Source organism: Bacillus glycinifermentans (assembly GCF_001042475.2).
Lineage (GTDB): Bacteria > Bacillota > Bacilli > Bacillales > Bacillaceae > Bacillus > Bacillus glycinifermentans.
The window spans coordinates 1-26,720 of sequence record NZ_LECW02000043.1 but is presented as its reverse complement, the minus strand read 5'-3'; the positions used below and the strand labels follow the sequence as shown (position 1 = coordinate 26,720).

Here is a 26,720-nt window from a genome sequence, read left to right as displayed (position 1 = left end):
ATAAAACGAAAGAGGGCGCCAATAGGCGCCTTTAATTTTATAATTTTAGCCAGTTTGCGAGCATCTTGTCTTTTGATTTAAAATCTTTTGCGATTTGCGCCAGATAACCGCTGATCTCCTCTAAATCTGAAATCGTATCCTGCAATGACGCGATATAGGCCGCTTCGGCATCGACATCGTAAAACAGCGGATTCCCTTTTTTATCAAACGACTGCGCCAAATCATTCAGCGTATTGTTTACATCACCGAGCGTAAGCTGATCGTATAAGCCGTGACCGACCTGGCGATAGGTATCGTATTTCAAATCGCTTATCGCAGCGTCATGTTCCTGGTAGGCGTTTTCCGCTTCTCTTTTCATCGTACGCAGGTCGTTTATAATCGCATTTACTTTTTCCGCAAGCTGCTTAGCGACTTCGGGGGTGACTTTAATCGCGCCGCTCCCTGATGCCACTTCAGCCGGCAGCATTGCTTTTAAATTTTTATCGTAGACGAGTTCATCGCCGTCTATATTCTTAATATTACCGTCTTCGTCGAAAGAGAAATTATTGCTGCCGACCCAATGCGTATCAGGCATCCCCAAGATTGCTGTCTGAAAGAAGTACGCAGCGTTTTCGCCAATTTGATCAGTTACTTTGCCTCGCATTCTCATTTCGCGCATAGCATTCGATACAGCAGGATCTTTTGTATATATCGTCGTTCCATTGTGGCGGTCGTACTCATTCCACCAACCGGCTCCGATCATATCATCCGGATTTACGATCGACTTTACATACCGGTTGTATTCACCGTTATTGATTTCCTTTTGCTTTTCTTCTGAATGCAGTTTTACAATCGATGGGCTGTTAAATGAAACAGCGTAAATATCATTGTTGACCGCGCTGTATTCTGCCTCTGCGCCACCAAGCGAGTGTCCGGTCGTTGAAACAATCGTCGAGGTGCCTTTATACTTTTGTTTGACTTCTCTAACCAATTGATCGGCTTGGTCGATTTGCGTCGTCTTTGTAATCACTTTATAGTTTCCAGACTCCATCATCTGGAGTTGCTCCATTGATCGAGTATATACCCCAAGCGTTTTTGACGTATCTTTCGCACCTTTTTCGACAATGTATTCTGTCTCTTTTTTAGGGTCCAATCCGATGGCGACATTTTCAGCGTCCGCTTTCGCGCCGTCTGCTTCGAGATCTTTTGAGAGATCAGTGCCTGCGAAGGCTACGACGACGTTTTTCGGGTTGTTTGATTTAACCCATTTGCCATTCTTATTTTCGGCTTGAGAGAAAACGAATGCATCTAAACCGGTATCTGTATCCTGTTTAACTTGTTCGATGTACCAATAAGAGGTTTTATTGATTTTATATGGTTTTTTATATTTTATGTGTAATTTCAGGGTCTTATAGTTGTATGAAGCCCTGCTCAAATTAAAATACTCTTCATCAGAAACATTTGGTTTTCTTACATTTTTTTGTTTTGTCAACGTATACTTCACCTTTCATATAATGTAAAATAAAGAAAGAAAGGATGATCTGTTTGAGAAAATACATTATTATCCTATTGGTTATGATTATAGCAGTTGGGGGTTTTTTCGTGAAGCATCAATACGATAATCATAAAGCCGAACAAAAATTAGTAGAAGAAGCAAAAGAGGAAATGAGAAGTTATTTGAAAAAAGACTATAAAAATGTGTCGGAAGTTCATTTTTCTAAAGACTATAACATCGATCCAACGGGCGGTGTAGAAGTATCCGGCTACATAAATAACGATAAAGAAAAAGAGTTTTCAGGTATTTACGATCCAACAAACAAGAAAATAGGAATTTCTGTTGTAAACGCAGAAGAAAAATAGCCCGCTCAAATCGAGCCGGGCCTTTCTCGTTTTATATGCTCTTTTTCATTCCGCATCTACGGCACTCGCGAAGAAATATCCCGTCCTTCACCGAACTTTTGAACAGTGTATAATCGCAGTTGTCGCAGCGGCCATGATGAGCGTCCGGATACTCTTTGTAGTCGTATATTTTCGTCGTGTCGTATCCCTTTGTTTCGTATTCCATTCGTCCTCAACCTCCGACTAATAGGATACGACATTAGCTCGGGGGATTCAACGCCGTAGACAACGATTTTCCCACGAAATTAAAGCGTAGGAGCCGCCGGAATCTGTTGCGGGTATATTAGGTATCGGCGGCCGCTTAACGCCTGATTTCGTGTGTTATTCGATAACCTTAATCGCCTTAAATCCGCTGCCATTTTCGTATTGATCCTTCGTAAAAGTAACGCTGATCCGATCGCCTGGCTTTGCGTCTGTGGCTGCCGGATCGAAACTAAAGCCGCCGTCATCCGCTGAAACCGCGTAATCTTTTCCTTCGACAATGTACTCGCGTTCAACCGTTTGTTGGGCGTCTTTGGCTTCCGCAGCCATGTCGTCAGCCACACGATAAGCTATATCGACGTCTTCGTTTTATTCATCGTCATTACCTCCGTGTTTGGTTGCGATTAGATAGCCGAGACATGTCAGCGCCGTATTAAACCCGATCTGATACGCCCTGCCAGCGTCTTTAAACGTTGCAATAGGGCGCTCATATAGATCGAGAAGTTGTTCGGCCTGCTGCGGTCTTAATGGCGGTGTGTCCGACCACAAACGTTTTACATAAAGCGTCATTTCCGATTCCTCCCCGATCTAAAGAATAGAAGCGCGATGAAAACGATCGCTGATCCGAGGCCAACGTAGTCCAGGACGGACAGCCGGCCGAAGTTCATATCCGCAATCCAGGCGAGCAAGACGACAACTAACAAAATTTCGGTGGTATCAATTCGTTTCACTCGTGTTATAATTGATTGACAAGGGGCGAGATGCCCCTCGGTGTTATAATCGGCGACGGCGATTCTTGGGAGGAACCCGTCGCTCCTTACTTTCGGCTTCTTTTCGCATCTTGCGGAGTTCAAGACCGAGCTTGATAATTCCGAGCCAAGATGCGGCGATTGCCGAAAGCTTCATTACGGTGTCAATCAATTACGTTCACCTCCTTTCTATACTCTTATTATACGCTAGCGTATAGAAGAAGTCAAGTGAATTTGCGGAAAAATATTCTCCGGCGTATAATTAACGCAGAGGTGATTCGATGAACATAACGGTTAAACCACGTTTGCAAGCGATCCTAGATGAAAAAGATTGGTCGCAATCAGAATTATCGAGAAGAACCGGCGTGCCACAACCGACTATTTCACGCTTTGATTCCGCGGAAAGACATTACGATTGGCACGTATTTGCCATCGCGAAGGCGCTCGGAGTAAATGTCGAGGAGTTATTCGAGGTGAAGATCGAAGACGCTGACGAATGATTGGCGTCTATTTCTTCGTGTTATTATCGTATATTTATACGTTTATATGAATAATAATACGATAGATATGACGGTGAGAGGTCGGGTGATTATCGGCATATTCTCAATTAGAATAACGTAATTGATAATGAACACGACTTTATTCGTACAAATCGGCCAAAAACACGACTTTATTCGTACATGAGAAAATGGGGTTCGTGCTTACAGCCGCAAGGGATACAGCGATTTTGAGTGCGGAATTACTTCTTAGTCTTCTGAATTCGAAGACTAGCGGGAACTACGTTTCACTCCGTCCCGCAGAAACGCAATCATGTATATTGTATAAATAATTGTATCGCGATAAAGGTCTTAATAATATCCGCGGACACGTAGGAGCGTAAGCGACGGAGTGGACGCTATGTTTTAAAACATACGAAAATATTCCGTTAATATATCAACTTTTACACGCGTAGTTGTCTATACGTTATGAGAAGGACGCTACAACTACGGAGCAACAACGGGCACTAGCCGCACACTTGGCGTCCTTTTAGTACATATTGCGGCGATATAAACGGAGGTGTTCTCGTATGAAGTACGTAGTATTCAGCGACTATTGTGACGCTAGCCAAGCGATCTACAACAATTACGAAGATGCTCTCGCCGATTTCAAAGAGCGGACCACTGACGAAGCTTATAACGGTGTTGATGCGTACATTTGCGCAGTCATTGACGAACATAAAGCGGAATAGCATAACGATTTTCACGCGCAAATCACACGAAATCAGACGTCTTAGCCTTCGCCGAGGGTATTCGGTAGGGTAACGGTTAGAAACGCTAATTTCGTGTAATTTTATACGTACCGGGCGCGTACCTCCTTACACGGGTCATTGAAAACCGCGCGAAATAAGAGGCAAGCGTTCGGAGCGCTTAACCTGACAAGAGCAACAGAAACGGCCTCGCGGAAGGATTATAACCGGTCTTGCCTTCCGAAAAACCACGTCGCCCAGTCTTGAGGCGGCGGGTGTTAATAACGCAATCAGAACGAGGCTTCCGTCATCACGGCGGGGGTCTTTTTGTGCTTGCGTTTTTAGCGCAGCAATAACGAAAAAGGAGACGATGTGAATGGCGGAATCAAAGCGCGAATCAATCGGCAAAATTAAAATCGACTTGGATGTGTCCGACGCGATAACCGGACTCAAGGCGGTTCAACGCGAAGCAAAGGCGGCGACTAAGGCGCTGGCTGAATTTCAGGACCTAGCTGAACGGCTCGGTGAGAAACCGTTAGCTGACGGTTGGGAGACGGCCCGATCATTGCGGTCTATATTCGATAGGTTAGACGAAGAGCCTACCGTTTATCTGGTCGGAAAGGAAATTCGAAGGAGGAGCGCTGATGAGCGGTAAAATAACCGTTAAACTTACCGCAGGCGATGAATACGACGAACAGCTCGATCAATTGCGCCAAGCCTTTTTCGCTCTGTCCGACGGCCCTAAACCGAAAGAGAAATGGCGATGCGCTCTCGTTGTAGGACGGACCGTTAGCGAAGCCAAAACGATGTGGAAACGTGTGAAAACGAGGTATCCGAACTATAAGTACACGCAATTTGTATCGCGTAATCCTTACGTACTGGACGGCATAAATCCGGAAAACATATCGCTATTTATGCTGCCAGGTTGCGCAGATAATCCGATTGTAAACGATCGGCATTTTCGATGGGTTATCGATAATGCAGCCGAAGTTATTTACGTTGAGGAGGGGGCGGATGAGTAACGTTGTAGCGCTGAACAACAGAGACCAACCAGACCGCAAGCCAATGCCGAATGACAAAGCCGCGCTCTTAGACAGTCCGCAAGGGTTCGAGGTATATAGCCGTGAGCTTATGCGCAAGGTATTTCCGCGTTTGATTAACGAAGCTTATGATGTAGTCTATGCGGACTACAAACGAAAGCCTGAGATACGCGATGTGGTGGCGTTTTACTTTCTGTTGCAGTCGTATATCGACGGTAACTATACGCGCAGTGACGGAAGCCTTAACGATAGGTTCGGCGCTTGCTTCTTAAACTACGAAACTATTCAGCAGCACCTTCGTGTCGATCGTAACCGGATTAATCTGCTGGCCGCGATCTTAGAGACTAACGGGATCATACGGACGACCGGACATTACGAAGGGACAAAGCGTTTCAAGTGGTACTTTCCGTCGTTCTGTCCGCACATAACTGACGATGGATATATCGTTAATGAGTTCGGCGAAACGGTGCGACCGGACTTTAGCGTGTACTTGCCGAAGCGTCGCAGAAAGGAGCGTAATTAGGTGGCGTTAAAATGGTCGTATAAAAGGAGAGAAGAGTTCGCTGATTTAAGCGCAAGGAAATGCGCTCACTGCGGAGTAGAAGGACTCGTTAGTAAGCGTGAAGCTAACGGTAACGAAAGCCTAACGTACAATATCGATCATATTATTCCGCAAGCGAGTGGCGGTACAGATGACATCGACAATCTCCAGCTACTCTGTCGTCCGTGTAACGCTGCTAAAAGCGCATTGAATACCGAGGAGTTCCCGAGCCATTACGATTGTAAGCACGAAGTGGAGCGCATGAAGATCGAGCTAGAAGAAACAACCGGTTTAGATAACGAGTATATAGAACGCATGCTACGCACCTTCAGTATTAAGGATCGGTATCACGTTCTATCCAAGCTGTTATAAACGTTGCTATGACGCATAGTATGCCTAGGACATACGATCGCTAGTATGCGCAAGACATACGATGGATCATCTGCACAGGGCGGACTGTAAAAAGAGAAAGAAGTAAAAGAGCAATACGTAAAAGAGAAACAAATAATAGCGATCTATTCGCTGCGCTCATACGATACGCAGATATTGGTAATCTATTAAATACATTATCGCGATAAAGAACTTATATAAAAGATAAAGACAAAGTGCAACGATATTGGTGGGGCGCGTCGGATTGGTAAATCACCGTAGAGTGATTGACACTTTAGTATGTGAAAGGAGGGATGACGTTGGCTAATCCGATTAATGCTGCGCTTAATGCGGTCGAGTATATACGTAGTAAGTACGGCAGTACGTCCGGCAGTACGTCCGTATCTACTAAGCCTTATACCGGCTATGTAACGCCTATCACGTTTACTACAGCGAAGCGAGAGAATTACGTTAAGGTAAAGCTTCCGGGATACAGTACGGAAGAAGAACGGGAGGCAACGAAAAGCGTCATATCCGGACTAATGAACGATGGAGCTAACGAGTTTATCTTTGCGGTAAATGACGATGGAGGATTAGAAGTACGCTATAAACGGAAGGAAACGGAGGGATAGCGTTGGAGGTCAAACCTAAACCGAACTTACTAACGATAGAACTAACGGATGAACAATCGATACCGCGCGTTGTATATAAGGGCGAAGAGATTACCGGCCGTATTGCGGTAGACTTCGAGTGGCGGACTAAAAACGATAAACAGATCGGTGGTACTTATTTCCGTATCAAGCACGCCAATACATGTACTAAGCTTCCGGTAACAGAGACAAAGGAATTGTGCGTAGGAGAGAAGGCCTGTGAATAGAGAACGTAAGCAGCGCTATAGATACCTACGAGAGCAACGAAGAGAACGCGACTATGAGCTTGGACTTATACAACTGGCTGGCCGTCCGTTCTGTAAGCCTAGATTAATACGACTGGGTCCAGCGTTAACCTTAACGCGATTCATGGCGGGTGCAAGGCGATGAGTAACTACTATGACAAACATAAGCGCGATCCCGAAGCACGAGCGTTCTATAAGTCTACAGCCTGGGCTAAGTGCCGGGCCTTAGTACTCAAGCGCGACCATCACCTGTGCCAAGACTGCCTCGCTAATAAAACGATCACTAAAGCCGAGACCGTGCACCATATAAAGGAGCTGAGAGACTACCCTGAATTAGCTTTAGATGCATCAAATTTGATCAGTCTCTGCAATTCCTGCCACAATAAACGCCATCCAGAGAAGGGACAGAAAAGCGCCAAAACAGAGAAGAAACAGAGAAAAATTAGGGTCATAAAGACAGAGGCTAACCCTGAACTATAGCCCCCTCCCCTCAGGACTAAAAAACAAAAACACAAGGGACCGGCGGGCCCCCTTCGCTTGTTGCGCGACCAGAAATTTTACATTAAAGGGGGGTCTCCCCGAATGAAAGGAGTGTTTTAATGGCGGTACCGACAGCGAAAAAAATCCGGGAATATCTCGGAGACAGATACAAAGAATCGGATGAAGAACTGATCGAACTTTACGTCGACACTCATAAGTTTTACCGCCGACTAAAAAAGGAAGTAGCCGAAAACCCTTTAATGATGCGGCATACGAACAAAGCAGGCGCGGAAAACCTCGTCAAAAATCCGTTAGCGATTGAGCTTACGAAGACGGTGACGACGTTAAACAATCTTCTGAAATCGCTCGATCTTACGCCGGCACAGCGCAAAGAATTAAACGCGGGTGGTGGTGAAAATGACGACGATTACGACGAATTCTAGCCCTACGGAGCTCGAAAAATGGTTCGAAAACTGGCTAAAAACGCAAAAAATGGCCGGATTTATATGCGAAAAACCGGCCGAAAATCTACTTACAACCTTTTACGCGGAGAAAGTTGTTGCGGGAGAAATTAAAGCAAGTCGGAAAAATGTTTTGGCGTGTAAACGTCACCTGCGAGACTTGGAGCGCGCTGGTACTGACGAATTTCCTTACGTATTTGATATCGAAAAAGGACACCGACCAATTCGGTTCATTGAAAAGTTTTGCAAACCGTCAAAAGGTGATTACGCCAACCTAACGCTTCAGCCGTGGCAACATTTCGTAATCGGCTCACTCTACGGGTGGGTGCATCGTGATACCGGGTTGCGGAGATTTCGCGAGGGTCTGGTTTTTATTGGCCGTAAAAACGGTAAAACGACGATGATTAGCGGATTAGCAAACTTTGCGATATCAAAAGATAACGAACCGGGGGCGCGTGTTTACGTTTTAGCCAACTCGAAGCAGCAGGCTGGTGAACTTTTCGATGAAAGCCGGGCGATGGTTCAGAAGTCGCCAGCACTTCGGAGAAATATGAAGGAAAACCAAAAAGGAATATTCGATATGAAGTCTTTGAGTCGTATTGAGCCGAGAGCATCCGATAGTAAAAAGCTTGACGGACTTAATACTCACCTCGGCATTTTTGATGAGATACACGAGTTCCAAGGATTTAAGCTGATAAACGTAATCAAGCGCTCCTGGTCTGCGCGGAGACAGCCGATGGTTATTTATATTACGACCGCAGGGTACGTTTTAGACGGCCCGTTAGTTGAATATTACGAAGTTGCTTCCGATGTTCTTGAAGGATCGAATGAACAGGACCGAAAATTCTACTTTATTGCGGAATTAGACGACGAAAAGGAGATAGATCAGCCGACTGAATGGATAAAAGCGAACCCGAATATGGGGGTAACGATGAAGCTTCCGACAATGGTTCAGGATTACCGGTCGGATCGCGACATCCCGCAAGAGAGAAACGACTGGATTACGAAGCAGTTTAATATGTTCGTGGATAACGGCGAGCAAAGCTTTGTAGACTTCGAAGTTATAAAACGTAATAACAAATATCATGATATCGAAGAACTGCGCGGCATGAGATGTATCGGCGGCTTCGACTTATCACAAACGGAAGACTTTACGAGCGCGTGTCTGGAATTTATTTTGCCGGATAATCGCGTTTTTGTTTTGTCTCATTCATGGGTTCCGGCGGCAAAAGTCGAGAAAGATAACGAGAAAATACCGTACCGAGAGTGGCAAGATGACGGATATTTGACGATTATTCCGGGCGAATACGTGGAATATGAGTACGTTTACGACTGGTTCGTTGAAATGTCGCGCAAATATCAGATCGATAAGATCACGTTTGACCCGGCGAATGCAATGCGGTTGGTTCACGATCTTCAAAACTACGGATTCCAAACGGAGGTCGTGCGTCAGGGTTATATTACGCTGAGTGATCCGTTAAAACACATCAAAGAATTACTGCTTGACGGGAACGTCGTTTATAACGAGAACAAGCTTTTCACATGGTATCTAAACAACGTCAAGCTCGTCGAAGATCGGAACGGTAACTGGTTGCCGACTAAACAAACGAGGTACCGGAAAATCGATGGCTTTGCGGCTTTTCTGAACGCACATACACAGGTTTATCTCGATATGACGAAGCCGGTTGAGGGCGGAAGCGTCGGATTTATCTCAATTAGCGATCTATTAAACGGTTAGGAGGTGAGAAATTGGGCTTTTGGAGCAATGTTCGGAATTTTTTTCGCAAACCATCCGATGTCAAGGCGGAAACGAGAAGAGATCTAACACACTGGTTTATTCCTCGTGCTACTATTCTAGGAAATTACGGAGAACATGCGCTAGTTGACAACGAAACGGTTTTCTCGGCTGTGTCGCGATTATCAAACACAATGTCAAGCCTACCGATCAAGGCGTATAAAAATTATCAACCGATTGAGTCTCAGGCTTCCGAGCTTCTGACATACGCGCCGAATCATAACATGACATCCGGGCAATTTATCGGCCTTTTGGAGACGCATCGGGCCGTATATGGCAATGCTTACGCAATAAAACGGTACGGAATGCGCTATGAAGTCGTCGGATTAGAGGTTTTGGATCCTTCGAGAGTGCAGCCGGTGATTGAAGAGACTACTCGTGAACTTTGGTACGAGATTTTAGGAGACAACGGAAATTATTTCGTTCACAACATGGACATGATTCACGTTAAATATACGTCGGTAGACGGGTTGAAAGGAATCTCACCGCTAAAGGTTCTGCGGAACGCTCTCGACTTTGATCGCGACGTCCGGCTGTTCAGTCTCGAACAAATGGACGGAGCAAAGATATCGTTCATTCTGGAATTGGCGAATCAGCTCGACGATACACGCAAAGAAAGGATGTTAGAGAACTTTAAAAGTTTCTATAAAGACAACGGAGGCCTCTTAATTCAGGAACCGGGGGTAAAAATACGCGAATTAAAGAAGGAATTCATCGATACAAAGGCGTTTGAGGTCGAAAAAGTGACACGTTCAAGAGTCGCGCAGGCCTTTAATATTCCGTTGTACATGCTTGGCGAGACACAAGGCAGCGTCTCCAATATGGAGCAGCTTTATATCGATTATGTACAAGGCACGCTAATGCCTATCGCAACTCAATACGAAAAAGAATTTAACCGGAAGCTGCTGACCGAAAAGGAACGCAAGTCCGGTTATTATTTTAAGTTCAGTATGAACGCGTTACTGCGTGGGGACATGCAGACCCGCGGTAATTTTTATCAACAAGGTATCCGGAGCGGCTGGTTTAAGCCGAATGAGGTGCGTGCGTGGGAGGATTTGCCGCCAGAAGAGGGCGGAGATACGCTTTATTTAAGCAAAGATTTATTCCCAATCGACCAGGTTGCGCAACAGAAAATAACATCGGCGGATGTACCGACGCCTCCAACGTTAGAAATTAACGAAGGTGATAACGAAAACTCGAAAGGAGGTGAGGACGATAAAGAAGTTCTGGGAAATCAAAGCGGCGAAGAATGACGCTAAAACAGGCGAGATTTACATTTACAGTGAAATCAGTTCGGCCCAGTTCTGGGGTGACGAAGTGACTGCGCAAACTTTCAAGGAGGATTTAGACGGACTTGGCGAAGTTTCTGCGCTAAATATCTATATCAATTCGCCAGGTGGCTCTGTTTTCGAAGGGAATTCGATCTACAACATCATAAAGCGGCACAAAGCCCATGTTAACGTCTACGTCGACGGGCTGGCTGCCTCTATCGCAAGTGTCATCGCAATGTCCGGTGACACTATTTTTATGCCCGCAAACGCGATGATGATGATTCATAATCCGTGGACTGTTGCGCAAGGCAATGCGGAAGAACTCCGCAAACAAGCCGACGACATGGATCGCATTCGCGAAAGTCTTATCGAAGCTTACCTCGAAAAAGCAGGCGGAAAACTCGATCGTGATCGTTTGATCGAACTTATGGACGCAGAAACGTGGCTGTCGGCGCAAGAATGCCTCGATTTAGGGCTGTGCGATTCTATCGAAGCTCCTAGCGCTGCCGTTGCGAAAGTAGACACGCAGTTATTTGCGAAGTACCGGAACACTCCGGAATCACTTCTTAATCAGACGAAAGAGGACGAAAAGCAGGCGGAAAAAGAGCGCCTGTTCCGTGAGCAGCTTATCGCGGAAGCACAAACGAATTTACTAAAACTTCAAAACGGGGGAATCATTTAATGGAACTATTTGATCTGAAGGCAAACTTAAACACTGTAGGTACACAATTAGCATCGGTTGAAAAAGAAATCATGAACAAAGCAGCCGACCCTAACGCTTCTATCGACGAAGTACGGTCTCTAAAACAAAAAAGAGACGATCTTAAAGAACGCATGGATATCCTGCAAAATCAACACGATGCTTTAGAGCAGGAACAAAAAGCTAAAATTCAAGCAAGCCTTGAAAAAGCAAAAGCAGGCGCGTCTGCTGGACTTAACAGCGAAGATCCAAAAGTTAAGAAAATTTCTGCTAAAGCTGGATTAATCCGTGCAACAATGCGAAAAGAAGTACCGGCTCCTGAGGTACGTGCTGCGTTAGGAGATAATAACGGAACAGGCGGGGAAAAACTCCTTCCTAAAACAGTTTCGGAAGAACTTATTCACGAACCTTTTGTAAAGAATCCGTTGCGTGAGCTTTCAACGTATACGAGTGTAACAAATCTCGAAATCCCTAAAGTTGATTTTTCCCTTGACGATGATGACTTCATCCAAGACTTGCAGACTGCTAAAGAACTTGAAGTAGACGGAGATGTAGTTACTTTCGGACGTCGCAAATTCAAAGTCATGGCAAAAATCTCCGAAACTATTTTGGCAGCTACTGATACTGATCTGGTCGCTACAGTTGAGCGCGCTTTACAATCCGGCCTAGCTGCAAAAGAGAAAAAAGTTTCTTTCGCAGTAACACCGAAACAGGGAGAAGAGGAAATGTCCTTCTACGCTGCCGGAATTAAGCAAGTATCTGCGGAAGATAAATATAAAGCAATCAAAAAAGCTATTGCTGATCTTCCGGAGGACTTCCGTGAAAACGCAAAAGTAATGATGACATACGCAGACTATCTCGAAATCATTGAAACTTTGGCTAATGGAAGTGCAACTCTTTACGGTGCACAACCGGAACAAATCATCGGTAAACCAGTTGAATTCTGTGACGCTGCGGTTGATCCTATCGTCGGTGACTTCCGTTACTCTCACTTCAACTATGATCCAGCGATCACTTACGAAAGCGATAAAGACGTTAAAACTGGCGAAAATGTATTCGTTCTTACTGCGTATTTCGATCACAAAATTAAACTGAAATCTGCATTCCGTATCGCTAAAGTAGACACTACTCCCTAAAGCACCCCAAGGGCTAAAGGCATCTTCGACTGACTCATCGGTGTCCCTAAGTTGGGATGCCGTAGCCTTTGCTGGGGGAATCAAAGAATACGAAATCTTTAGGGACGGGGTTTCCGTCGGGACCCGCGTTGGCACGTCGTTTAGTGAGAGCGGTTTAAAACCGGAAACTACGTATAAATACCAAGTACGGGCGATCTCAATGGCGGGTAATCCGTCGGAGCTAAGTAACGAACTTTCCGTTACGACAAAACCGACGCCTGTGCCTGATCCGGAAAGCATCAGCGTCAGCCCATCGTCTAAAACATTGAACGTAGGTGAGACGCAGCAAATTACCGCAACAGTATCGCCAAGTGGAGCTGACCAAGGCGTAACATACACGTCGAGCAACACGTCAGTCGCAACGGTGACGAGCTCTGGAAAGGTAACTGCGGTTGCAGCCGGATCTGCTACGATTACTGTCAAATCGAAAGTTAAGACAACGGTTAAGAATACCGTAACGATCACTGTTGTCGAACCAACACCATCTGGCGGTGAGTAAATATGAAAATCACTCCCGATGAGGTAAAAGAATATCTGCGGATTGATGGAGATGAGGAGGATTCCCTTATCTCCTTTTTTATTTCCGCCGCAGAGAAACATCTGGAAAACGCCGGTGTAACCGACAAGGAATCGGAACTATATAAACTGGCCGTCCTCATATACGTCACAGATGCGTATGAAAACAGATCAACCGCAATGAGCGGAAACAAAGTAGCCGGCATTGTATTGCAACTGAGGTGATCACGTGAACACAGGAGATTTTAATAAGCGGATCACATTTCTCCGTTTTACCGAAACAACAAACGATGAGGGATTCGAAATAAAGGAATGGTTACCGGTTGCGACCGTTTGGTCAGCGGTTAAGACGGTTCAGGGGCGCGAATTTTACCAGGCGGGCGCAGTACAGGCGGACAGGACAGCACGGTTTGTTATTCGATATTCAAAACGGATGAAGTCGATTCTTAGAAATGACTTGCGCATTTCATACGGAGGTAGGACGTTCGAAATTGAGAGCATCATAAATGACGATGAGCGGAACGTCACCTTTACGATAGTGACGAAGGAGGTCGGAATCAAATGAGCATTCGGATTTCCGGGTTTGACGAGGTGATGCGAAATATCCAGCGTATGGGTAATCGAGCTAATTCGTTGAAATCGGGCGCGTTAGATGCCGGGGCAAAGCCTATTTACGAAACTATGGAAGAGAACAACCCGAGTAAAAGATACAAGATCGCTGTCGAAAAAAGTAAGTCAGACGAAGTAGTAATCGGCCCTGAAAAAGACTTTTTCACAGCACATTTTCTTGAATTCGGCACAAGTCCACACCTTATAAAACTGCGAAAAGCCAAAATACAGACAGACGGCCAAATTGTTTACGGTAAGGAAGTTAACCACCCAGGGCACGCTCCTCGACCGTTCGTTGAGCCGTCTTTTCTTGCATCTAAGGATGATGCGCAGCAAGAGATTGTCAGCTACTACCGGAGGAATTTGCTGCCATGAGTCTTCGGAGTCTAGTAATGGCGACTTTGAAGGATATTGGTGTACCTGTTCGATTTATTACGTATTCAGGTGACGAGGATACTTACATTCTCTTTTATGTTTACAACGTATCAGGCGCCCTTTCAACGGAGGATGAAGAGGCCTTCGCTAATCACTATGTACAAATCAGTATCTTCACAAAAGACCCAACTAAATATTCAGAACTGGAAAAAGAGGTAAAGAGCCGGCTCAAACGAGCTGGCTTTTTTCGTTCAAACGAACAGGACCTTTATGAAACCGAAACTGAGCTTTTTCACAAAGTCTTGCGTTATGGAACGACACTAAATACGGAAGAGGAGTGAATCAACCTATGGCAAAAGGCGTACGCGTAGGTTTAAAAAATATACACTTTGCGAAAATTCTAACGGAAGATGAGAACGGAGTTACTTACGATACTCCGGTTAAAATCGGAAATGCGATCGAAGCAAGTATTAAACCGAATACAAACAGCGAAACTCTATATGCTGATGACGGCCCTTCGGAGGTTGAATCTTCGATGGGAGAAACCGAAGTTGAAATCGGTATCGACCAATTATCAACTGCTGCTCAGGCGTTGTTGCTAGGTCACACGATTCTTGCCGACGGTGTACTAGAAAAGAAAGAAACAGATGTTGCACCATACGGAGCCTTGTTATTTGAGTCAGCTACTACCGGAGGAAAATCTAAACTTTACGCGCTATATAAAGGAAGATTCCAGCCGCAAGAGGAGTCTTTTGCAACTAAAGGAGATAGCCCGGAATTCCAAACCGACTCTATTTCTGGTGTATTTGTACGACGCGATCACGACAAAGTTTGGCAGCGTAGTGTATTTACGGGAGATGACGGCGTGAAAGCAGAGGTTATCGAAAACTGGTTCAAGAAAGTTTACGAACCAACGACCTCTACTCCCTGATAATGGGGCTACCAAAAGCCCCGAACCAATAGAAGAACCGGTCGATGATGCAAACAACGCTGAAACAGAGATGGAGAGCTAAGTTTTTAGCTCTCTTTTTTATTAAAAATAAAAGAAATTAGGAGCGTGGATTATGCAAATTACATTAATGATTGACGGCGAAGATAAAGTATTTCAAGCACCTTTTGTAAAGGGCCGTATGTTGCGGGAAGCTATTAAACTTTCAAAGTCAAGCAACTTCGATGACTTAGATGTTGAGGATCTTGACGCATTGGTTGGTTACGTGGTTCGAGTTTATGATAATCAGTTCGATATCGACCAATTTTACGACGGGATCTCTTCTGAAAAACTGATCCCAGTTATTACAGAAACAATTCAGAAAGTTGTAGGGACTGTGGCTGCGCCAAATGAGCAAGTCGGCGAGAACAAAGCAACTGAAACGCAGGCAATCGGTGAGGTAAAAAACTAACACCGGGGTATATTTTACCCCTTGATGTTTTAGATCAGCTCGATAGAGATCTCAAAAAGCTCTATCTCGACAACTCCGAAAAACCCTCGGATATCTATTACCTAGACGAAATGGACATCGGGTGGTTTTGCGAACTTATGAACTTTAGCGACAATGGTAGCTCTCATGGAAACGGAAAAACACAACAAAAACTCGGTTATATCGATCAAATACCGGGTTTTTAGAAGGGAGGTATCGGAGATTTGGCGACTGAATCAGTCGGATCAATACGCGTTAGTTTAGGGCTAGACAATATTGATTTCTCTCGCGGCCTTCAGGACGTAAATAGAAAATTAAAGGTACTTAACTCGGAATTCAAAGCGGCAATGGCTGGCGCTGGCCGATTCGATAACAGCCTGGATTCATTGCGAAATAAGACCGACATATTAAATCGGACTTTACAGACGCAAAAGGCGAAACTCAACGAATTAAAACGACAATATGAAGAGAGCGTAAGGACGACGGGAAGGTACTCCGCCCAATCCGAAAAGCTCCTCGCCCAATATAATCGCACTGTTGCGGCGGTTCGGAAAACCGAGGATCAGTTAGACCTTCTTAACCGTAAAATGCGTGAGCAGAGTACCGGCTTCGGTCAGTTGGGCGCCAAAATTAGCGCAAGCATTAAAACGATCGAAACCAAGCTACGCGTATTGGATTCAGCATTCGAGGCCTCATCAGCCGGCATAAAGGATTTCGGATCTACTACCGAACAATTACGGCAAAAATCGGAACACCTTACGCAATCAATCTCGTTACAAGAGCAGCGTCTTAAAAACATACGTCGATTGTATCTCGAAGCTAAACGTGCAAAAGGTGAAGATGCTCAGGCGACCCAAGAATTACGCGTTCAAATGAATCAAGCAACAGCACAACTCCGTACAACTCAAGCTGAGCTGGCCGCAACGAACCGACAGATCCAATCGAACACAGGCCGTTGGAACGAGCTCGGCAACCGGATGGGCGAAGTCGGAAATCGGATGCGGGACGTTGGCGGTCGGATGCAATCTGCGGGATCTGAAATCGCGATGTCATTCGGCGTAGCGACAGCGGCTTTAGGCGGAGGGCTTGCGGCTTCAACGAAAAAAGCGATGGACTTCGAGCAGCAGATGTCGAACGTAAAGGCGGTCATGGATCCGGCAGAAGCCAACCAATACAGCTCCGCTCTTACGGAATTAGCCATTAAACTCGGTGCTGATACGAAATACAGTGCGCTTGAAGCTGCGCAAGGTATGGAAGAACTCGTAAAGGCCGGTGTATCTACGGAAGACATACTGAATGGCGCACTTAAGGGCGCGTTATCGCTTGCGACAGCGGGAGAAGTAGGGCTTGCGGATGCAGCGGAAATTGCATCGACTGCACTGAATGCGTTTAAAGACGATAACATCAGCGTTGCACAGGCGGCGGATATTCTCGCAGGAGCCGCGAACTCGTCTTCAACTACGGTCGGAGAGATGCGGTACGGTCTTCAAATGACATCAACAGTAGCCGCTGGAATGGGTCTTTCTTTTAAAGACACGGCTACTACATTGGCTCTTTTCGCTCAGAATGGACTAAAAGGGTCCGACGCAGGTACTTCAATGAAAACAATGTTAAGTCGTTTAGTACCTATGACAAAGGCTCAGTATGAGACAATGCACGATCTTGGCCTAGTCACCCTTGATACGTCTGAAGCTTTTAAACGTATGACTGACAAAGGTTTCAAACCAGCGAGTAAAAATATCGGTGATATTTACGACGCACTAAACAAATATGTCGAAAAGACGACTGGAGCGAAGCAAGGTACCGAAAAGTTCGAGAAGGCCTTTGACAAAGCGACTCGGAGTCTTGGTATCATGGACAATAAATTTTTCGATGCTAACGGAAATATTCGAAGCATGACAGAAATATCTGGAGAGCTTTCGAAGGCACTTGACGGTTTGTCCGCAAAAGATAAACAAGAAGCCCTATATAATATCTTCGGTAGTGACGCCATTCGGGGTGCGTCGATTCTTGGGAAGGTAGGAAGTAAAGGCTTCGATAAAATGGCGGCTGCGATGGATAAAATCAAGGCCGATAATGTTGCTGCTGAGAAAATGAATAACCTCAAAGGTAGGATAGAGGAGCTTTCAGGAGCCGTTGAAACTGCGCAAATTTCATTCGGTAACGCGCTAACCCCGGCTATCTCTGCACTCGTTTCTATGCTCCAGAGAGCGACGGATTGGTTTAATGGTCTATCTAAGGGAATGCAATCGTTCGTAGCTATTTCTCTTGCAGTTACAACTTCAATTTTGGGCGTGGTTGCAGCGTTAGGTTTTTTAATGCTTGGTGTCGGTCAAATGATATCTGGACTCGGTACTTTAGGCGGCCTTTTGAAGGATTTATTCAAAAGTCAAAAATTCATAAGCGCCCTTAGCGTTGCATTCGGAGCACTCACGAGTCCGATCGGCCTTACAGTTCTCGGCATAACCGCGATAGGAACCGCATTTGTGATTGCATACAAAAAGTCCGAAACATTCCGTAACTTTGTCAACGGAACTTTTGAATCCGTAAGAAATACGACAGTTGCCGCATTCAATGCAATAACATCAACGGTTGGTAAAACATTCGATTATATCCAAACAAAGTCAATCGCCGGATGGTCGAAATTCACTGACGGAGTTTCAACGATAGTCCCTGCGGTAAAACAAAAATTTACAAACGTTGTCGATTCGGTAGATAACTTCGTTGTGAATATCGGTTCAACTATTGCCGAAAGGTTCGGATCAGGTCTATCGGAAAAAGCTGGCGATGCGGTAGATCTATTTATTCAAAATCTAAAAACGGCATTTTCAAGCGTTGGTGGTGTAGTATCGATTATCACTCCGTCAATAACTGCGATCGGGTTAGCGATGGCGGGCGTATCTGGACCGGTTAGTTTCTTCATTACTTCGCTTGTTAGCGTTGCTGGATTTTTGTACCGATTGTATCAAACGAATGAAGAGTTCAGGGCGTCTGTTCAAAATGTATGGTCCCAAGTGACTTCAGTTATAGGGAGTGCAGTTACAGCTTTGCAGCCCGTAATAAGTGCGTTTGTTGGGTATTTCGCAGGCATTGCAGAAGAATTAGCACCGGAGTTTGCAAAAACCGGCGAGGTAATCATGACAAGCCTTGCTTCACTTCGTCCTACCTTTATAGAGCTTGGTCAAGCTTTTCAGGAACTTTGGCAGGCACTGAGTGAGTCGTTCTCTCAGATAGCTGTTCAGATGGCACCTATCATTCAGCAACTGAGTGCGACTTTTGCGGCAGCAATGCCTCAACTAGTGTCCACAGTCGGTCAATTAGTTCAAGTATGGGCTAATTTTCTGGTACAGTTCATGCAAATCGTAACTCAAGTAGCTTCTGTGCTTTTGCCAATGTTATCTCAAGCATTCTCGGCAATAGTTCCGGTGATTTTTCAGGTGGTAAGCTCTGTATTTCCTTTGATAGTACAGGTGATTCAATCTCTTATACCTGTTATTACAACGATAGTCACTACGTTACTTCCTATGCTTTTACAAACATTCCAAGCAATTTTCCCGCCGATTCTTGCTGTTGTTCAGGCGGTTGCTCCAATAATTACTATGATTTTGACTACTGTTGCTCAGGTATTGAGTCAACTCGCTGTTACGTTGCTGCCGTTGCTTTTACAAATTGTTCAGACTGTCTTTCCGGTACTTGTAACAATTATCCAAGCGGCCGTAAGTGCACTAGTTCCAGTTTTACAAGCTGTAGCGACAATTATTCGTACAGTTCTCATTCCGGCAATTCAATTCATTCTCCAAATCGTGCAGGCTGTTTTCCCGGTAATCGTTGGTGTCATTCAAGGCGCTTTGAATATCGTTATAAATGTAGTTCGATTGTTCACTTCGTTGCTAAAAGGTGACTGGAGCGGAGTCTGGCAAGCCATAATCGGCATTCTAAAAGGCTGCTGGTCCATAATTACGGCTGTCCTTCGAGGAGCAGGAAATTTGGTTCTTTCAATATTTTCCTGGTTGATTAATGGAGCGATCGGCGCTTGGGATGGAATGAAAGGGAACACGGTAAAAATCTTTACGAATATCAAGGATTTTGTCGTGAAAACATTCAACAATCTGATCGAAGGGGCTAAGAATCTTCCGGGTCAGATTGGAGATGGAATCAAGAGCATGGCTGGGAAAGCTATGGATGGTGTAAAAGCGCTTGGGAACAAAATGATCGATGGACTGGAGTGGATTATCAACGGACTAACCCAAAACGGTATTAATAAATTACTTGATACTTTTGGTGTTGATAAGAAACTTCGTATTCCGAAGTTAGAAATTCCTAGATTCGCTAAAGGTACTCCGCCGGGAGGGCACAAAGGCGGACTCGCTATTTTGGGAGACGGCGGAGGTCCGGAATTATTCCGTACACCTTCTGGTTTCGTTGGTCTAAGTCCGGGTACAGACACACTATTCAACCTACCGAAAGGAACGCAAGTCCTTCCACATAAAGAGACGCGTGATCTACTGTCTTCTGGAATCCCGGCATTTAAGAAAGGTACCAAAAATAAAAGCTTTTTCGATTCTGTTGTCGACGTAGGAAAAGGCGCTCTTGATGCAGGGAAAGCGGCTGTAACTAAGGTTAAGGACCTCGCTTTTGATGCGTGGGATTATGTAAGCAACCCGTCTAAACTCATCGCCAAAACGCTAGAAAGTCTCGGCCTTAAATTGCCGGATATAGCGGGCGCCTTTGGGACTATTGCAAAAGGTGCCTTCGGAAAAGTTAAAGATTCTGCAGTCACTTTTATGAAAAATCAGCTTGCCAAAATTGGCGGAGCTTTTGGAAGTGGCGAAAAAGCTTCAGGAAATGTTAAACAATGGATCCGTGCAGCAATGGCTAAAACGAATTCTCCGGCTTCCTGGTTCGAACCACTCGTTACAATCGCGATGAAAGAGAGCGGAGGACGTACAGGACCATCGACAATTAACCGGTGGGACTCGAACTGGAGACGCGGTACACCATCGATGGGACTTATGCAAACGATAAAACCAACGTTTGATGCGTATAAGCTGCCAGGCATGGGTGACATTATGAATCCGGTTCACAACGCGGTTGCGGCGATTCGCTATATCAAATCTCGCTATGGAAGTCCGTTTAATACTCCGGGCATCAGATCGATGGCGAAAGGCGGTCCGTACAAAGGGTATAAAATCGGCGATATTGTGACGCAAAAGCAGCTCGCCTGGATTGCGGAAGAAGGCCCAGAAGCGGTTATTCCGTTACAAAACCACCGCCAGCGTGCGCAGCAACTATGGACGGCTGCCGGCAAAGAGATTGGCATGGACCCGGCGAGTGGAAGTAACGCAGAAGAACTCGCGTTGTTGCGTGGACAGAACGCGCTACTAAGACAGACGAACACATTGCTAACGGGAATTCTACGCAAAGATCCGAGTGTAGTTGTCGATACGGCAGCACTAACGGATAGTGTAGAAAAAGGTCAGGCACAAAACATCGGATTTAATAAACTGCTGTGGGGTGATCGATAAATGGCGTATCTGACAATTATAAAAAACGGTGAAACCATCGATCACCGTAAATACGGCTTAAAGCTTTTAAGTTTCCGTAAGGAATCGCTAACACACCGAACTAACTATGAAGAAATGGACGGCAGGCATGGCGCGATAGATACGGGAACGACTTTCGGTGAACGAAAACTTAAAGCGACGTTTTTAATGCAAGGCGTGGACCATCTTGATTATCAGTTGATGATCGATGAGGTCTATGCTTTATTTGCGTGTGAAGATTCAATCGAATTAATAGATTCGAGACAGCCCGGTAAAGTGTGGACGGTAAAACCAAGCAGCACATTTGAGCCTGACGATTTAAACTCGAGGAGCGGTAAATTTGAGATTGAATTTACATCTCCGTCACCGTTCGCGAGTTCATACGGCTCTACTCTTGATCCGTTCACATTCGGTGAAGAAGTTTGGCAGATAGGTCAAGGATTGATTCCTTCGGATAGTCTGGTATATAGGCATCGAACTAACCGATTCAGTATTTTTAATGCTGGAAATGTAGAGATTGATCCTTGTCTTGAAATGCCGTTGAATATCGTTTATAAAGGCGCATCTTCGAATTTTACGATCAAAAACAAAACGACCGGGCAGACGGTGTCATATAACGGGTCCTCCAAGTCGACCGATACTATTAAACTCGAAGGGTTGCGTCATCTGAAGAACGGCATTAGCATTTACGGAAATACCAATCGCAGGTACATTTCGTTAAAGCCGGGGTGGAATGACATCGAACTTACCGGTACGTCTGGAAGTTTCGAAATTTCGTTTGATTTTTTCTTTTTCTATAAGTAGGTGTTCGAATGAAAACGATAGCGATTAGAGACGTAACAGGGATTATGGAGCCGTTGCCTGGGTTTTCAGTAGTACGAACTGATGGTAACGATGGTCAGAGATCAATAAAATTAACCGGCTATAAAACAACAACTAACCAGTACGGCTACCAGTTTGTAAAAAACGAAAATACAGTTGTCTACGATGACGAAGAATACATCATCAAAACACATCGCGAAAGAACATACCGGAAAGGTGTCGGAGTTGAGGCTACAGCCATTCATCGCATCTTTGACGACTTAATGAATAACTATATATACGAAGAAAAGACGGGCACGCTTCGATTGGATGCGATGCTCTCTTTTGCATTGGATGGAAGCGGCTACACATTCGAAATTGATACGACGGATTTACCAACGTCAGTCAGAGTTGAAAATTTCGGATGGAATAACTCTCTTGCTCTTTTCCGAGACATTCTCGAAAAGTTTGGTGCAGAGTTCGACTACAAAGGTAAGAAAATCTATGTCGCTAAAAAATTCGGTATCCAAAGAGACGAACCTTTTCTGCGTTATAGATTCAACGTAAAGGACCCGGAAAAAGAGATCGACACCAGTAGTTTCGCAACGTATATTCGAGGTTATGGAAAGAAAGATGCTAAAGGAAACTATTTGTTTGCCGAGTACACAAGTCCTTTAGCCAAAATATACGGCATTAAGCACGCTGACCCGGTTAAAGATGAGCGGTACACAGACAAAGATAGTCTTCTCGACGCAATGAAAAAGCAGCTCAACGATAACATCGATATTTCTCTTACATTTACGGCCATTGAACTTGAAAGTATGGGACTCAAGGATATTAAAAAGGGTGATTATGTTTGGTGTGTGATTGAACCGTTTGACTTAAATGTTCAATTACGAGCTGTCAGTAGAGAAGATTACTCGGATGAAACCAAGTCACCTACTTTTACTTTTGGGTCTATTACGAAAAAAGCTTCGGATATTATCGCAAGCTTTAATACAACAAAAAAAGCGGTTGAAAAAGTTATCGATACGTCTACAGGAAAAATAAAAGACTCCGCAATTGACTCAACGGGTCTCACAACGAAATCCGAGTTTCAGTCGCACGTAGATAACAAGATAATGCACATAACAGCGGAGGAAAGAGCTGCTTGGAACGCGGCTTCGAATTCAATCGGAGATTTAACTTTTATCACATGGAGCACGCCGACTCTTAAAAATGGTTGGATTCAGTATACGTCGAATACCGGCAGCTATCCGATTCAGTACGGAAAGGATGCGATAGGGACGGTCAATATCAGAGGAGCTGTTTCGTCAGGGGTAATCGGATCTTCAACTCCGGTCTTTACTTTGCCCGCTGGTTATAGACCACCGTTTCCTCACCTTTTTATCGGTGTTTCATCTCCGGCAACAGACGGTACTCCTCAGTATTTTCGCGGGATTATAAAGACGAACGGGGATGTTTGCGTTGAGAATGTCTCAAACAAAGATACACCAAATCAGTTTATCGGTATCTATACGCAATTTAAAGCGATTTAAAAATAGCGGAGGTGATAACGCTTGGGAAAGTTTTATTATAAAAAAGCCACAACAAGCGGATTTGATCGCCAATATATAAAAGACCAAAACCAAAACCTAGATGACATAGGTAGGGATATTCGTGAAATTGACACAAAAATAATTGACCATAAAAAAGCAAAAAACGCCCATACATCGGATCAAATCAGCCACGGAGTTTTTTCTTTGCGAACTTATATAGACGGTCTGTACAACCGATTGCGCAACTTAATTTTAAACGCTGACGGAACCAACGTTAAAGAAGTAGTCGATGCGCGGGTCAGTGCTGATGGCGAAGTATTTCCGTTGCTTAAAGAGCGGTTAGATACGGAATACGTTAAACTTTTACAGAAAATCAAACGGACAGTAAACGTTGATGATTTCGGAGCAGATCCGACAGGCGTTAACGACAGTACAGAAGCGTTCCAAAAAGCGCTCGGAACCGGTAAAGTCCGATTAGTTCTTTCCGCCGGAACCTACATCGTAAAAGGCGTCAAACTTCCGTCCTGGACATACATGGTCGGCCAGGGAATCGGAGTTACTACGCTAAAACTTCACGAGGATACGCCGGCCAGCGAATGGGTCGTAACCAACGCGGATCATACGAACGGAAACCGAAATATCATGGTCGAAGGAATGTCGCTTGACTGGAACCCGGAGCGCCAAGGCGGACTTGGGCCGACCGGCGGACTACATTCGAGCTGCCTAACCTTAGCGAAGGTTAAGTTCGGGATTGTGCGCGAAGTAGAAGGCATCAACCCGGCCCTGCACTGTTTCGATGCGTCTGCGCCTACCTACAATATCTCGGACGCTGACTATACGAAAAACGGTTGCCGGTATATCTGGTTCGATCGATGCGTCGGGTCCGGATATGGCGACGATGGAGTGACTACGCATTATAGCGAATACATTTTCATAACGAATTGCGTCATGACGAATCCGAGCGGAAAGGCGCATGCCACGGGGTCCTCAAACTCAAACGGTATCGAAGTCGACGACGGATCTAAAAACGTTTGGGTTATTGATTGTTTTACGTCCGGGAATGTTCGCGGTTACGAGGTGAAGGCGCACACTGAATGGCCGGCACCGTCAAACGTTCATATTCGCGGTTGTGAATCCTACCGTGACGTCCGCGCGTTTGACCTTCGGCATATCGGCCATCACTTAGCAACCGAGCCGTGGAGCGAAACGGCACGAGACGTAACACTAGTCGATTGTACGGCGCGTGAGCCGATATTCAACGATCTATATGTCGGACTTGAACCGAAAGCACTCGTCGTTTCGGCTTATCAGCGTGTCATGATTTCGAATTTCCGTGCGATTGGAGATCCGACATACGACTATAAAGGAACATCAGCGATCGCATTCCAGTACAAGAGTCGGAAAATAAACGTTAACGGGTTGCAAATGTACGGTTTCGCTAAAGCTGGTTCCGATATTCACGTTACCGGCGGCGATCAACGGACAGATGACGTATTTATCTCGAACTTTGCGATTCATGATTCGGCGCCTACCGCCATCAGTTTGGGCGGCGGCGTATATAACGTTAATTTAACGAACGGTATCGCTCACACAAGCGGAGGTACTGCCGGAATCACGTCTCCGAATAACCAAGCGAATATCATTGCGGTGCGTGCCTACGGATATACAGATGCGGCCGTTATTGGGGGCGAGCGTTATTCAACCGTACCAAACAACATTAAGAGCGGATTCCGTGCGGCTTCGTCTTCTGGATCGCCTATATCAAATACAAGCGCAATTATTGCGTCCACTGGCAACGGAAAAACGAAAGGCGACGCGAACGCACTCATCGCAACTCGTACCGGATCATCTACTGAAGGATCGCGGTCTGTCGTAATGGGATCGAACAATTCCCACGTAAAAGGGACCGGTTTAGTTTCGGCAATGGTCCTCGGTTCCGTTAACGTTATCAACGATAAAAGCTATACGACTATTTGGGGATTCGGAAGCGAGCCGTCTACAGCGAATAAACGAGTCGAAATCAACGCCCAGGCAGGATCGGTTCGGGGGATTGGAGCCGTCGAAAGCGTATCCGACCTAAAAGACCTTGCGGAGTATTTCGAATCGAAAGACGGCAGCAAAATCGAGTCCGGATACTTGGTGACGCTTGATGGCGACAAAATCCGAAAAGCGCAAAAAGGCGAAAGTGTACTCGGGGTTATCTCGGAGACGGCCGGCGTTATCATGGGTGGAGCAGCGTTCTATTGGAACGACCGGTACCTCCGAAATGATTTCGGCGGACTTATTTACGAAACAGTTACCGTAGATGGCGAGAAATACGTGGTTCCAAAGGAAAATCCGAACTATGATCCAGATCTCGAATATGTTCCACGCGAAGAACGTGATGAATGGCATATCGTAGGGCTGATCGGTCAGGTCTTCGTAAGGGTCGACGATACGGTTCAGGTCGGAGATAGTATCGTTCCAAACGACGGTATCGGTACGAAATCGGAAGACGGATCGGGTCTTTTTGTGATGCGGATGCGCAAGGAATATGATGCGGATAAAGGATACGGGGTCGCCCTCGTCTTTATTCATCCGCAAATGTAGAGGAGGGGCCGGATGATATATAAAGATTCAAGCGTTCAATTTGATGTGAACTCGCAGACCAAGCGGATCATATCGGTTAACATTCAATACAGCACGCAAGACATCGGGACGGCAAAAATAACGTTCAAGCTGACGAAGGACGGCGAACCGTTGCCGATCTCAAACGCAACACACGGCAAGCTATTCATGCGGATGGCGGACGGCAGCAAGTTTTACGTTAATACGGAAGTCGGGGACGCTTTTGAGGGCGTCCTTTTTTACGTCCTAACTGACGATCAAATTAAGCATGCCGGCACCGTAACGGCAGAGCTTTACGTTAGTTATGACAACGGACAGAGTCTAAGCGTCCATAAATTTTCGTTCGAGATCGATAAGGCGCTCATCGATGCCAATATCGCTCCACTTGCGGAATACTATATCGAAGATTTCGAAGATCTGAAGACGGATATCAACCAAACTACGGATGAGATCAACCAAACTCTCAACGAAATAAAAGCGAAGTTTGACGAATTCGAGAATATCGAAACGAAGGCCGGCGCCCAAGAGAAGGC

At 45.4% G+C, this 26,720-nt stretch carries 31 protein-coding genes and 1 pseudogene; 27 read left to right on the top strand and 5 right to left on the bottom strand.

The features are described 5' to 3' along the window. Positions 1–37 precede the first annotated feature (37 nt). Complete coding sequence (locus AB447_RS19460; RefSeq protein WP_057957717.1) at positions 38–1,471, bottom strand: lipase; 1,434 nt, start codon at positions 1,469–1,471, stop codon at positions 38–40. Between the two features lie 110 nt (positions 1,472–1,581). Between AB447_RS19460 and AB447_RS19455 the strand changes: the two genes are divergently transcribed. Next, entirely contained in the window at positions 1,582–1,839 is a 258-nt protein-coding gene (locus AB447_RS19455; RefSeq protein ID WP_048350006.1) for a DUF1433 domain-containing protein, read from the top strand. Positions 1,840–1,870: 31 nt separating this feature from the next. On the opposite strand, the gene AB447_RS25950 is transcribed toward AB447_RS19455, so the two are convergent. The 4 genes from AB447_RS25950 to AB447_RS26390 form a co-directional block, all read right to left on the bottom strand. Then, positions 1,871–2,044, bottom strand: a complete 174-nt coding sequence (locus AB447_RS25950) for a DUF8096 family protein (protein WP_156416009.1) — start codon at positions 2,042–2,044, stop codon at positions 1,871–1,873. A 155-nt stretch (positions 2,045–2,199) separates the two neighbouring features. Further along, positions 2,200–2,409, bottom strand: coding sequence for a hypothetical protein (locus tag AB447_RS19450; protein ID WP_232517711.1), 210 nt, complete (start codon positions 2,407–2,409; stop codon positions 2,200–2,202). Between the two features lie 39 nt (positions 2,410–2,448). Continuing rightward, positions 2,449–2,649: a hypothetical protein gene (locus AB447_RS19445; protein ID WP_048354879.1), complete on the bottom strand. Its 201-nt coding sequence runs from the start codon at positions 2,647–2,649 to the stop codon at positions 2,449–2,451. Positions 2,650–2,853: 204 nt separating this feature from the next. Beyond that, the gene (locus AB447_RS26390; RefSeq protein WP_172796371.1) at positions 2,854–3,000 is read right to left on the bottom strand and encodes a hypothetical protein; all 147 of its coding nucleotides are present in this window, start codon (positions 2,998–3,000) and stop codon (positions 2,854–2,856) included. A 109-nt stretch (positions 3,001–3,109) separates the two neighbouring features. On the opposite strand from AB447_RS26390, the gene AB447_RS19440 reads away from it, so the two are divergent. The 26 genes and pseudogenes from AB447_RS19440 to AB447_RS19320 all read left to right on the top strand — a co-directional run. Next, complete coding sequence (locus AB447_RS19440; protein WP_048356122.1) at positions 3,110–3,328, top strand: helix-turn-helix domain-containing protein; 219 nt, start codon at positions 3,110–3,112, stop codon at positions 3,326–3,328. 566 nt (positions 3,329–3,894) lie between these two features. Next, positions 3,895–4,056: a hypothetical protein gene (locus AB447_RS25945; protein WP_156416008.1), complete on the top strand. Its 162-nt coding sequence runs from the start codon at positions 3,895–3,897 to the stop codon at positions 4,054–4,056. Between the two features lie 373 nt (positions 4,057–4,429). Next, complete coding sequence (locus AB447_RS19435) at positions 4,430–4,708, top strand: hypothetical protein (RefSeq protein ID WP_016885206.1); 279 nt, start codon at positions 4,430–4,432, stop codon at positions 4,706–4,708. Further along, positions 4,698–5,075, top strand: coding sequence for a hypothetical protein (locus AB447_RS19430; protein WP_048356123.1), 378 nt, complete (start codon positions 4,698–4,700; stop codon positions 5,073–5,075). The genes AB447_RS19435 and AB447_RS19430 overlap by 11 nt, the downstream gene beginning before the upstream one ends. Beyond that, on the top strand, positions 5,068–5,616 hold the full coding sequence (locus tag AB447_RS19425; protein ID WP_048356124.1) for a hypothetical protein: 549 nt from the start codon (positions 5,068–5,070) through the stop codon (positions 5,614–5,616). Before AB447_RS19430 ends, AB447_RS19425 begins: the two co-directional genes overlap by 8 nt. Next, positions 5,617–6,006 (top strand): HNH endonuclease, encoded by a 390-nt coding sequence (locus AB447_RS19420; RefSeq protein ID WP_053075443.1) that lies wholly within the window; start codon positions 5,617–5,619, stop codon positions 6,004–6,006. A gap of 317 nt (positions 6,007–6,323) precedes the next feature. After that, complete coding sequence (locus AB447_RS19415; RefSeq protein WP_048356125.1) at positions 6,324–6,635, top strand: hypothetical protein; 312 nt, start codon at positions 6,324–6,326, stop codon at positions 6,633–6,635. Between the two features lie 404 nt (positions 6,636–7,039). After that, positions 7,040–7,378: an HNH endonuclease gene (locus AB447_RS19405; protein WP_048356126.1), complete on the top strand. Its 339-nt coding sequence runs from the start codon at positions 7,040–7,042 to the stop codon at positions 7,376–7,378. Between the two features lie 119 nt (positions 7,379–7,497). Continuing rightward, positions 7,498–7,821, top strand: a complete 324-nt coding sequence (locus AB447_RS19400; protein ID WP_026699327.1) for a P27 family phage terminase small subunit — start codon at positions 7,498–7,500, stop codon at positions 7,819–7,821. Further along, positions 7,796–9,577 (top strand): terminase large subunit, encoded by a 1,782-nt coding sequence (locus tag AB447_RS19395; protein WP_026699328.1) that lies wholly within the window; start codon positions 7,796–7,798, stop codon positions 9,575–9,577. The genes AB447_RS19400 and AB447_RS19395 overlap by 26 nt, the downstream gene beginning before the upstream one ends. Before the next feature lie 11 nt (positions 9,578–9,588). Then, complete coding sequence (locus AB447_RS19390; protein ID WP_048356127.1) at positions 9,589–10,887, top strand: phage portal protein; 1,299 nt, start codon at positions 9,589–9,591, stop codon at positions 10,885–10,887. Next, on the top strand, positions 10,841–11,587 hold the full coding sequence (locus tag AB447_RS19385) for a head maturation protease, ClpP-related (RefSeq protein WP_048356128.1): 747 nt from the start codon (positions 10,841–10,843) through the stop codon (positions 11,585–11,587). The genes AB447_RS19390 and AB447_RS19385 overlap by 47 nt, the downstream gene beginning before the upstream one ends. Continuing rightward, the gene (locus tag AB447_RS19380) at positions 11,587–12,741 is read left to right on the top strand and encodes a phage major capsid protein (protein WP_017474201.1); all 1,155 of its coding nucleotides are present in this window, start codon (positions 11,587–11,589) and stop codon (positions 12,739–12,741) included. The genes AB447_RS19385 and AB447_RS19380 overlap by 1 nt, the downstream gene beginning before the upstream one ends. A gap of 13 nt (positions 12,742–12,754) precedes the next feature. Then, positions 12,755–12,967: pseudogene (locus AB447_RS27575) on the top strand (fibronectin type III domain-containing protein); the annotation flags it as partial. Further along, positions 12,941–13,279, top strand: a complete 339-nt coding sequence (locus tag AB447_RS19375) for an Ig-like domain-containing protein (protein ID WP_241494788.1) — start codon at positions 12,941–12,943, stop codon at positions 13,277–13,279. The pseudogene AB447_RS27575 and the gene AB447_RS19375, both read left to right, overlap by 27 nt. A 2-nt stretch (positions 13,280–13,281) precedes the next feature. Then, complete coding sequence (locus tag AB447_RS19370) at positions 13,282–13,521, top strand: head-tail connector protein (protein ID WP_017474199.1); 240 nt, start codon at positions 13,282–13,284, stop codon at positions 13,519–13,521. A gap of 4 nt (positions 13,522–13,525) precedes the next feature. After that, entirely contained in the window at positions 13,526–13,861 is a 336-nt protein-coding gene (locus AB447_RS19365) for a phage head closure protein (RefSeq protein ID WP_048356130.1), read from the top strand. Further along, on the top strand, positions 13,858–14,280 hold the full coding sequence (locus tag AB447_RS19360; protein WP_048356131.1) for an HK97-gp10 family putative phage morphogenesis protein: 423 nt from the start codon (positions 13,858–13,860) through the stop codon (positions 14,278–14,280). Before AB447_RS19365 ends, AB447_RS19360 begins: the two co-directional genes overlap by 4 nt. Before the next feature lie 17 nt (positions 14,281–14,297). Further along, positions 14,298–14,621, top strand: coding sequence for a hypothetical protein (locus AB447_RS19355; protein WP_225315918.1), 324 nt, complete (start codon positions 14,298–14,300; stop codon positions 14,619–14,621). Between the two features lie 8 nt (positions 14,622–14,629). Continuing rightward, a complete protein-coding gene (locus AB447_RS19350) occupies positions 14,630–15,211 on the top strand; it encodes a major tail protein (protein WP_048356132.1) in 582 nt (193 codons plus the stop codon). Between the two features lie 133 nt (positions 15,212–15,344). After that, positions 15,345–15,680 carry a phage tail assembly chaperone G gene (gene gpG / locus AB447_RS19345; RefSeq protein ID WP_048356133.1) on the top strand — a complete coding sequence of 112 codons (336 nt, stop codon included), beginning with the start codon at positions 15,345–15,347 and terminating at the stop codon, positions 15,678–15,680. Between the two features lie 242 nt (positions 15,681–15,922). Beyond that, on the top strand, positions 15,923–21,223 hold the full coding sequence (locus tag AB447_RS19340) for a phage tail tape measure protein (RefSeq protein ID WP_048356134.1): 5,301 nt from the start codon (positions 15,923–15,925) through the stop codon (positions 21,221–21,223). After that, positions 21,224–22,045 carry a phage tail family protein gene (locus AB447_RS19335; RefSeq protein WP_048356135.1) on the top strand — a complete coding sequence of 274 codons (822 nt, stop codon included), beginning with the start codon at positions 21,224–21,226 and terminating at the stop codon, positions 22,043–22,045. It abuts the gene before it with no gap. 8 nt (positions 22,046–22,053) lie between these two features. After that, on the top strand, positions 22,054–23,580 hold the full coding sequence (locus AB447_RS19330; RefSeq protein ID WP_048356136.1) for a phage tail protein: 1,527 nt from the start codon (positions 22,054–22,056) through the stop codon (positions 23,578–23,580). 21 nt (positions 23,581–23,601) lie between these two features. After that, positions 23,602–26,169 (top strand): peptidase G2 autoproteolytic cleavage domain-containing protein, encoded by a 2,568-nt coding sequence (locus AB447_RS19325; RefSeq protein WP_048356137.1) that lies wholly within the window; start codon positions 23,602–23,604, stop codon positions 26,167–26,169. 12 nt (positions 26,170–26,181) lie between these two features. Next, positions 26,182–26,720, top strand: a 539-nt coding sequence (locus tag AB447_RS19320) for a phage baseplate upper protein (protein WP_156416007.1), incomplete at its 3' end; no start/stop codon positions are given.

Bases quoted from the DNA above. Each gene is read 5' to 3' on its own strand.
- AB447_RS25950 (WP_156416009.1), bottom strand. From the start codon at position 2,044: ATGGAATACGAAACAAAGGGATACGACACGACGAAAATATACGACTAC.
- AB447_RS19450 (WP_232517711.1), bottom strand. From the start codon at position 2,409: ATGGCTGCGGAAGCCAAAGACGCCCAACAAACGGTTGAACGCGAGTAC.
- AB447_RS19445 (WP_048354879.1), bottom strand. From the start codon at position 2,649: ATGACGCTTTATGTAAAACGTTTGTGGTCGGACACACCGCCATTAAGA.
- AB447_RS19440 (WP_048356122.1), top strand. From the start codon at position 3,110: ATGAACATAACGGTTAAACCACGTTTGCAAGCGATCCTAGATGAAAAA.
- AB447_RS25945 (WP_156416008.1), top strand. From the start codon at position 3,895: ATGAAGTACGTAGTATTCAGCGACTATTGTGACGCTAGCCAAGCGATC.
- AB447_RS19435 (WP_016885206.1), top strand. From the start codon at position 4,430: ATGGCGGAATCAAAGCGCGAATCAATCGGCAAAATTAAAATCGACTTG.
- AB447_RS19430 (WP_048356123.1), top strand. From the start codon at position 4,698: ATGAGCGGTAAAATAACCGTTAAACTTACCGCAGGCGATGAATACGAC.
- AB447_RS19425 (WP_048356124.1), top strand. From the start codon at position 5,068: ATGAGTAACGTTGTAGCGCTGAACAACAGAGACCAACCAGACCGCAAG.
- AB447_RS19405 (WP_048356126.1), top strand. From the start codon at position 7,040: ATGAGTAACTACTATGACAAACATAAGCGCGATCCCGAAGCACGAGCG.
- AB447_RS19400 (WP_026699327.1), top strand. From the start codon at position 7,498: ATGGCGGTACCGACAGCGAAAAAAATCCGGGAATATCTCGGAGACAGA.
- AB447_RS19395 (WP_026699328.1), top strand. From the start codon at position 7,796: ATGACGACGATTACGACGAATTCTAGCCCTACGGAGCTCGAAAAATGG.
- AB447_RS19380 (WP_017474201.1), top strand. From the start codon at position 11,587: ATGGAACTATTTGATCTGAAGGCAAACTTAAACACTGTAGGTACACAA.
- AB447_RS19375 (WP_241494788.1), top strand. From the start codon at position 12,941: ATGGCGGGTAATCCGTCGGAGCTAAGTAACGAACTTTCCGTTACGACA.
- AB447_RS19370 (WP_017474199.1), top strand. From the start codon at position 13,282: ATGAAAATCACTCCCGATGAGGTAAAAGAATATCTGCGGATTGATGGA.
- AB447_RS19360 (WP_048356131.1), top strand. From the start codon at position 13,858: ATGAGCATTCGGATTTCCGGGTTTGACGAGGTGATGCGAAATATCCAG.
- AB447_RS19355 (WP_225315918.1), top strand. From the start codon at position 14,298: ATGGCGACTTTGAAGGATATTGGTGTACCTGTTCGATTTATTACGTAT.
- AB447_RS19350 (WP_048356132.1), top strand. From the start codon at position 14,630: ATGGCAAAAGGCGTACGCGTAGGTTTAAAAAATATACACTTTGCGAAA.
- gpG (WP_048356133.1), top strand. From the start codon at position 15,345: ATGCAAATTACATTAATGATTGACGGCGAAGATAAAGTATTTCAAGCA.
- AB447_RS19335 (WP_048356135.1), top strand. From the start codon at position 21,224: ATGGCGTATCTGACAATTATAAAAAACGGTGAAACCATCGATCACCGT.
- AB447_RS19330 (WP_048356136.1), top strand. From the start codon at position 22,054: ATGAAAACGATAGCGATTAGAGACGTAACAGGGATTATGGAGCCGTTG.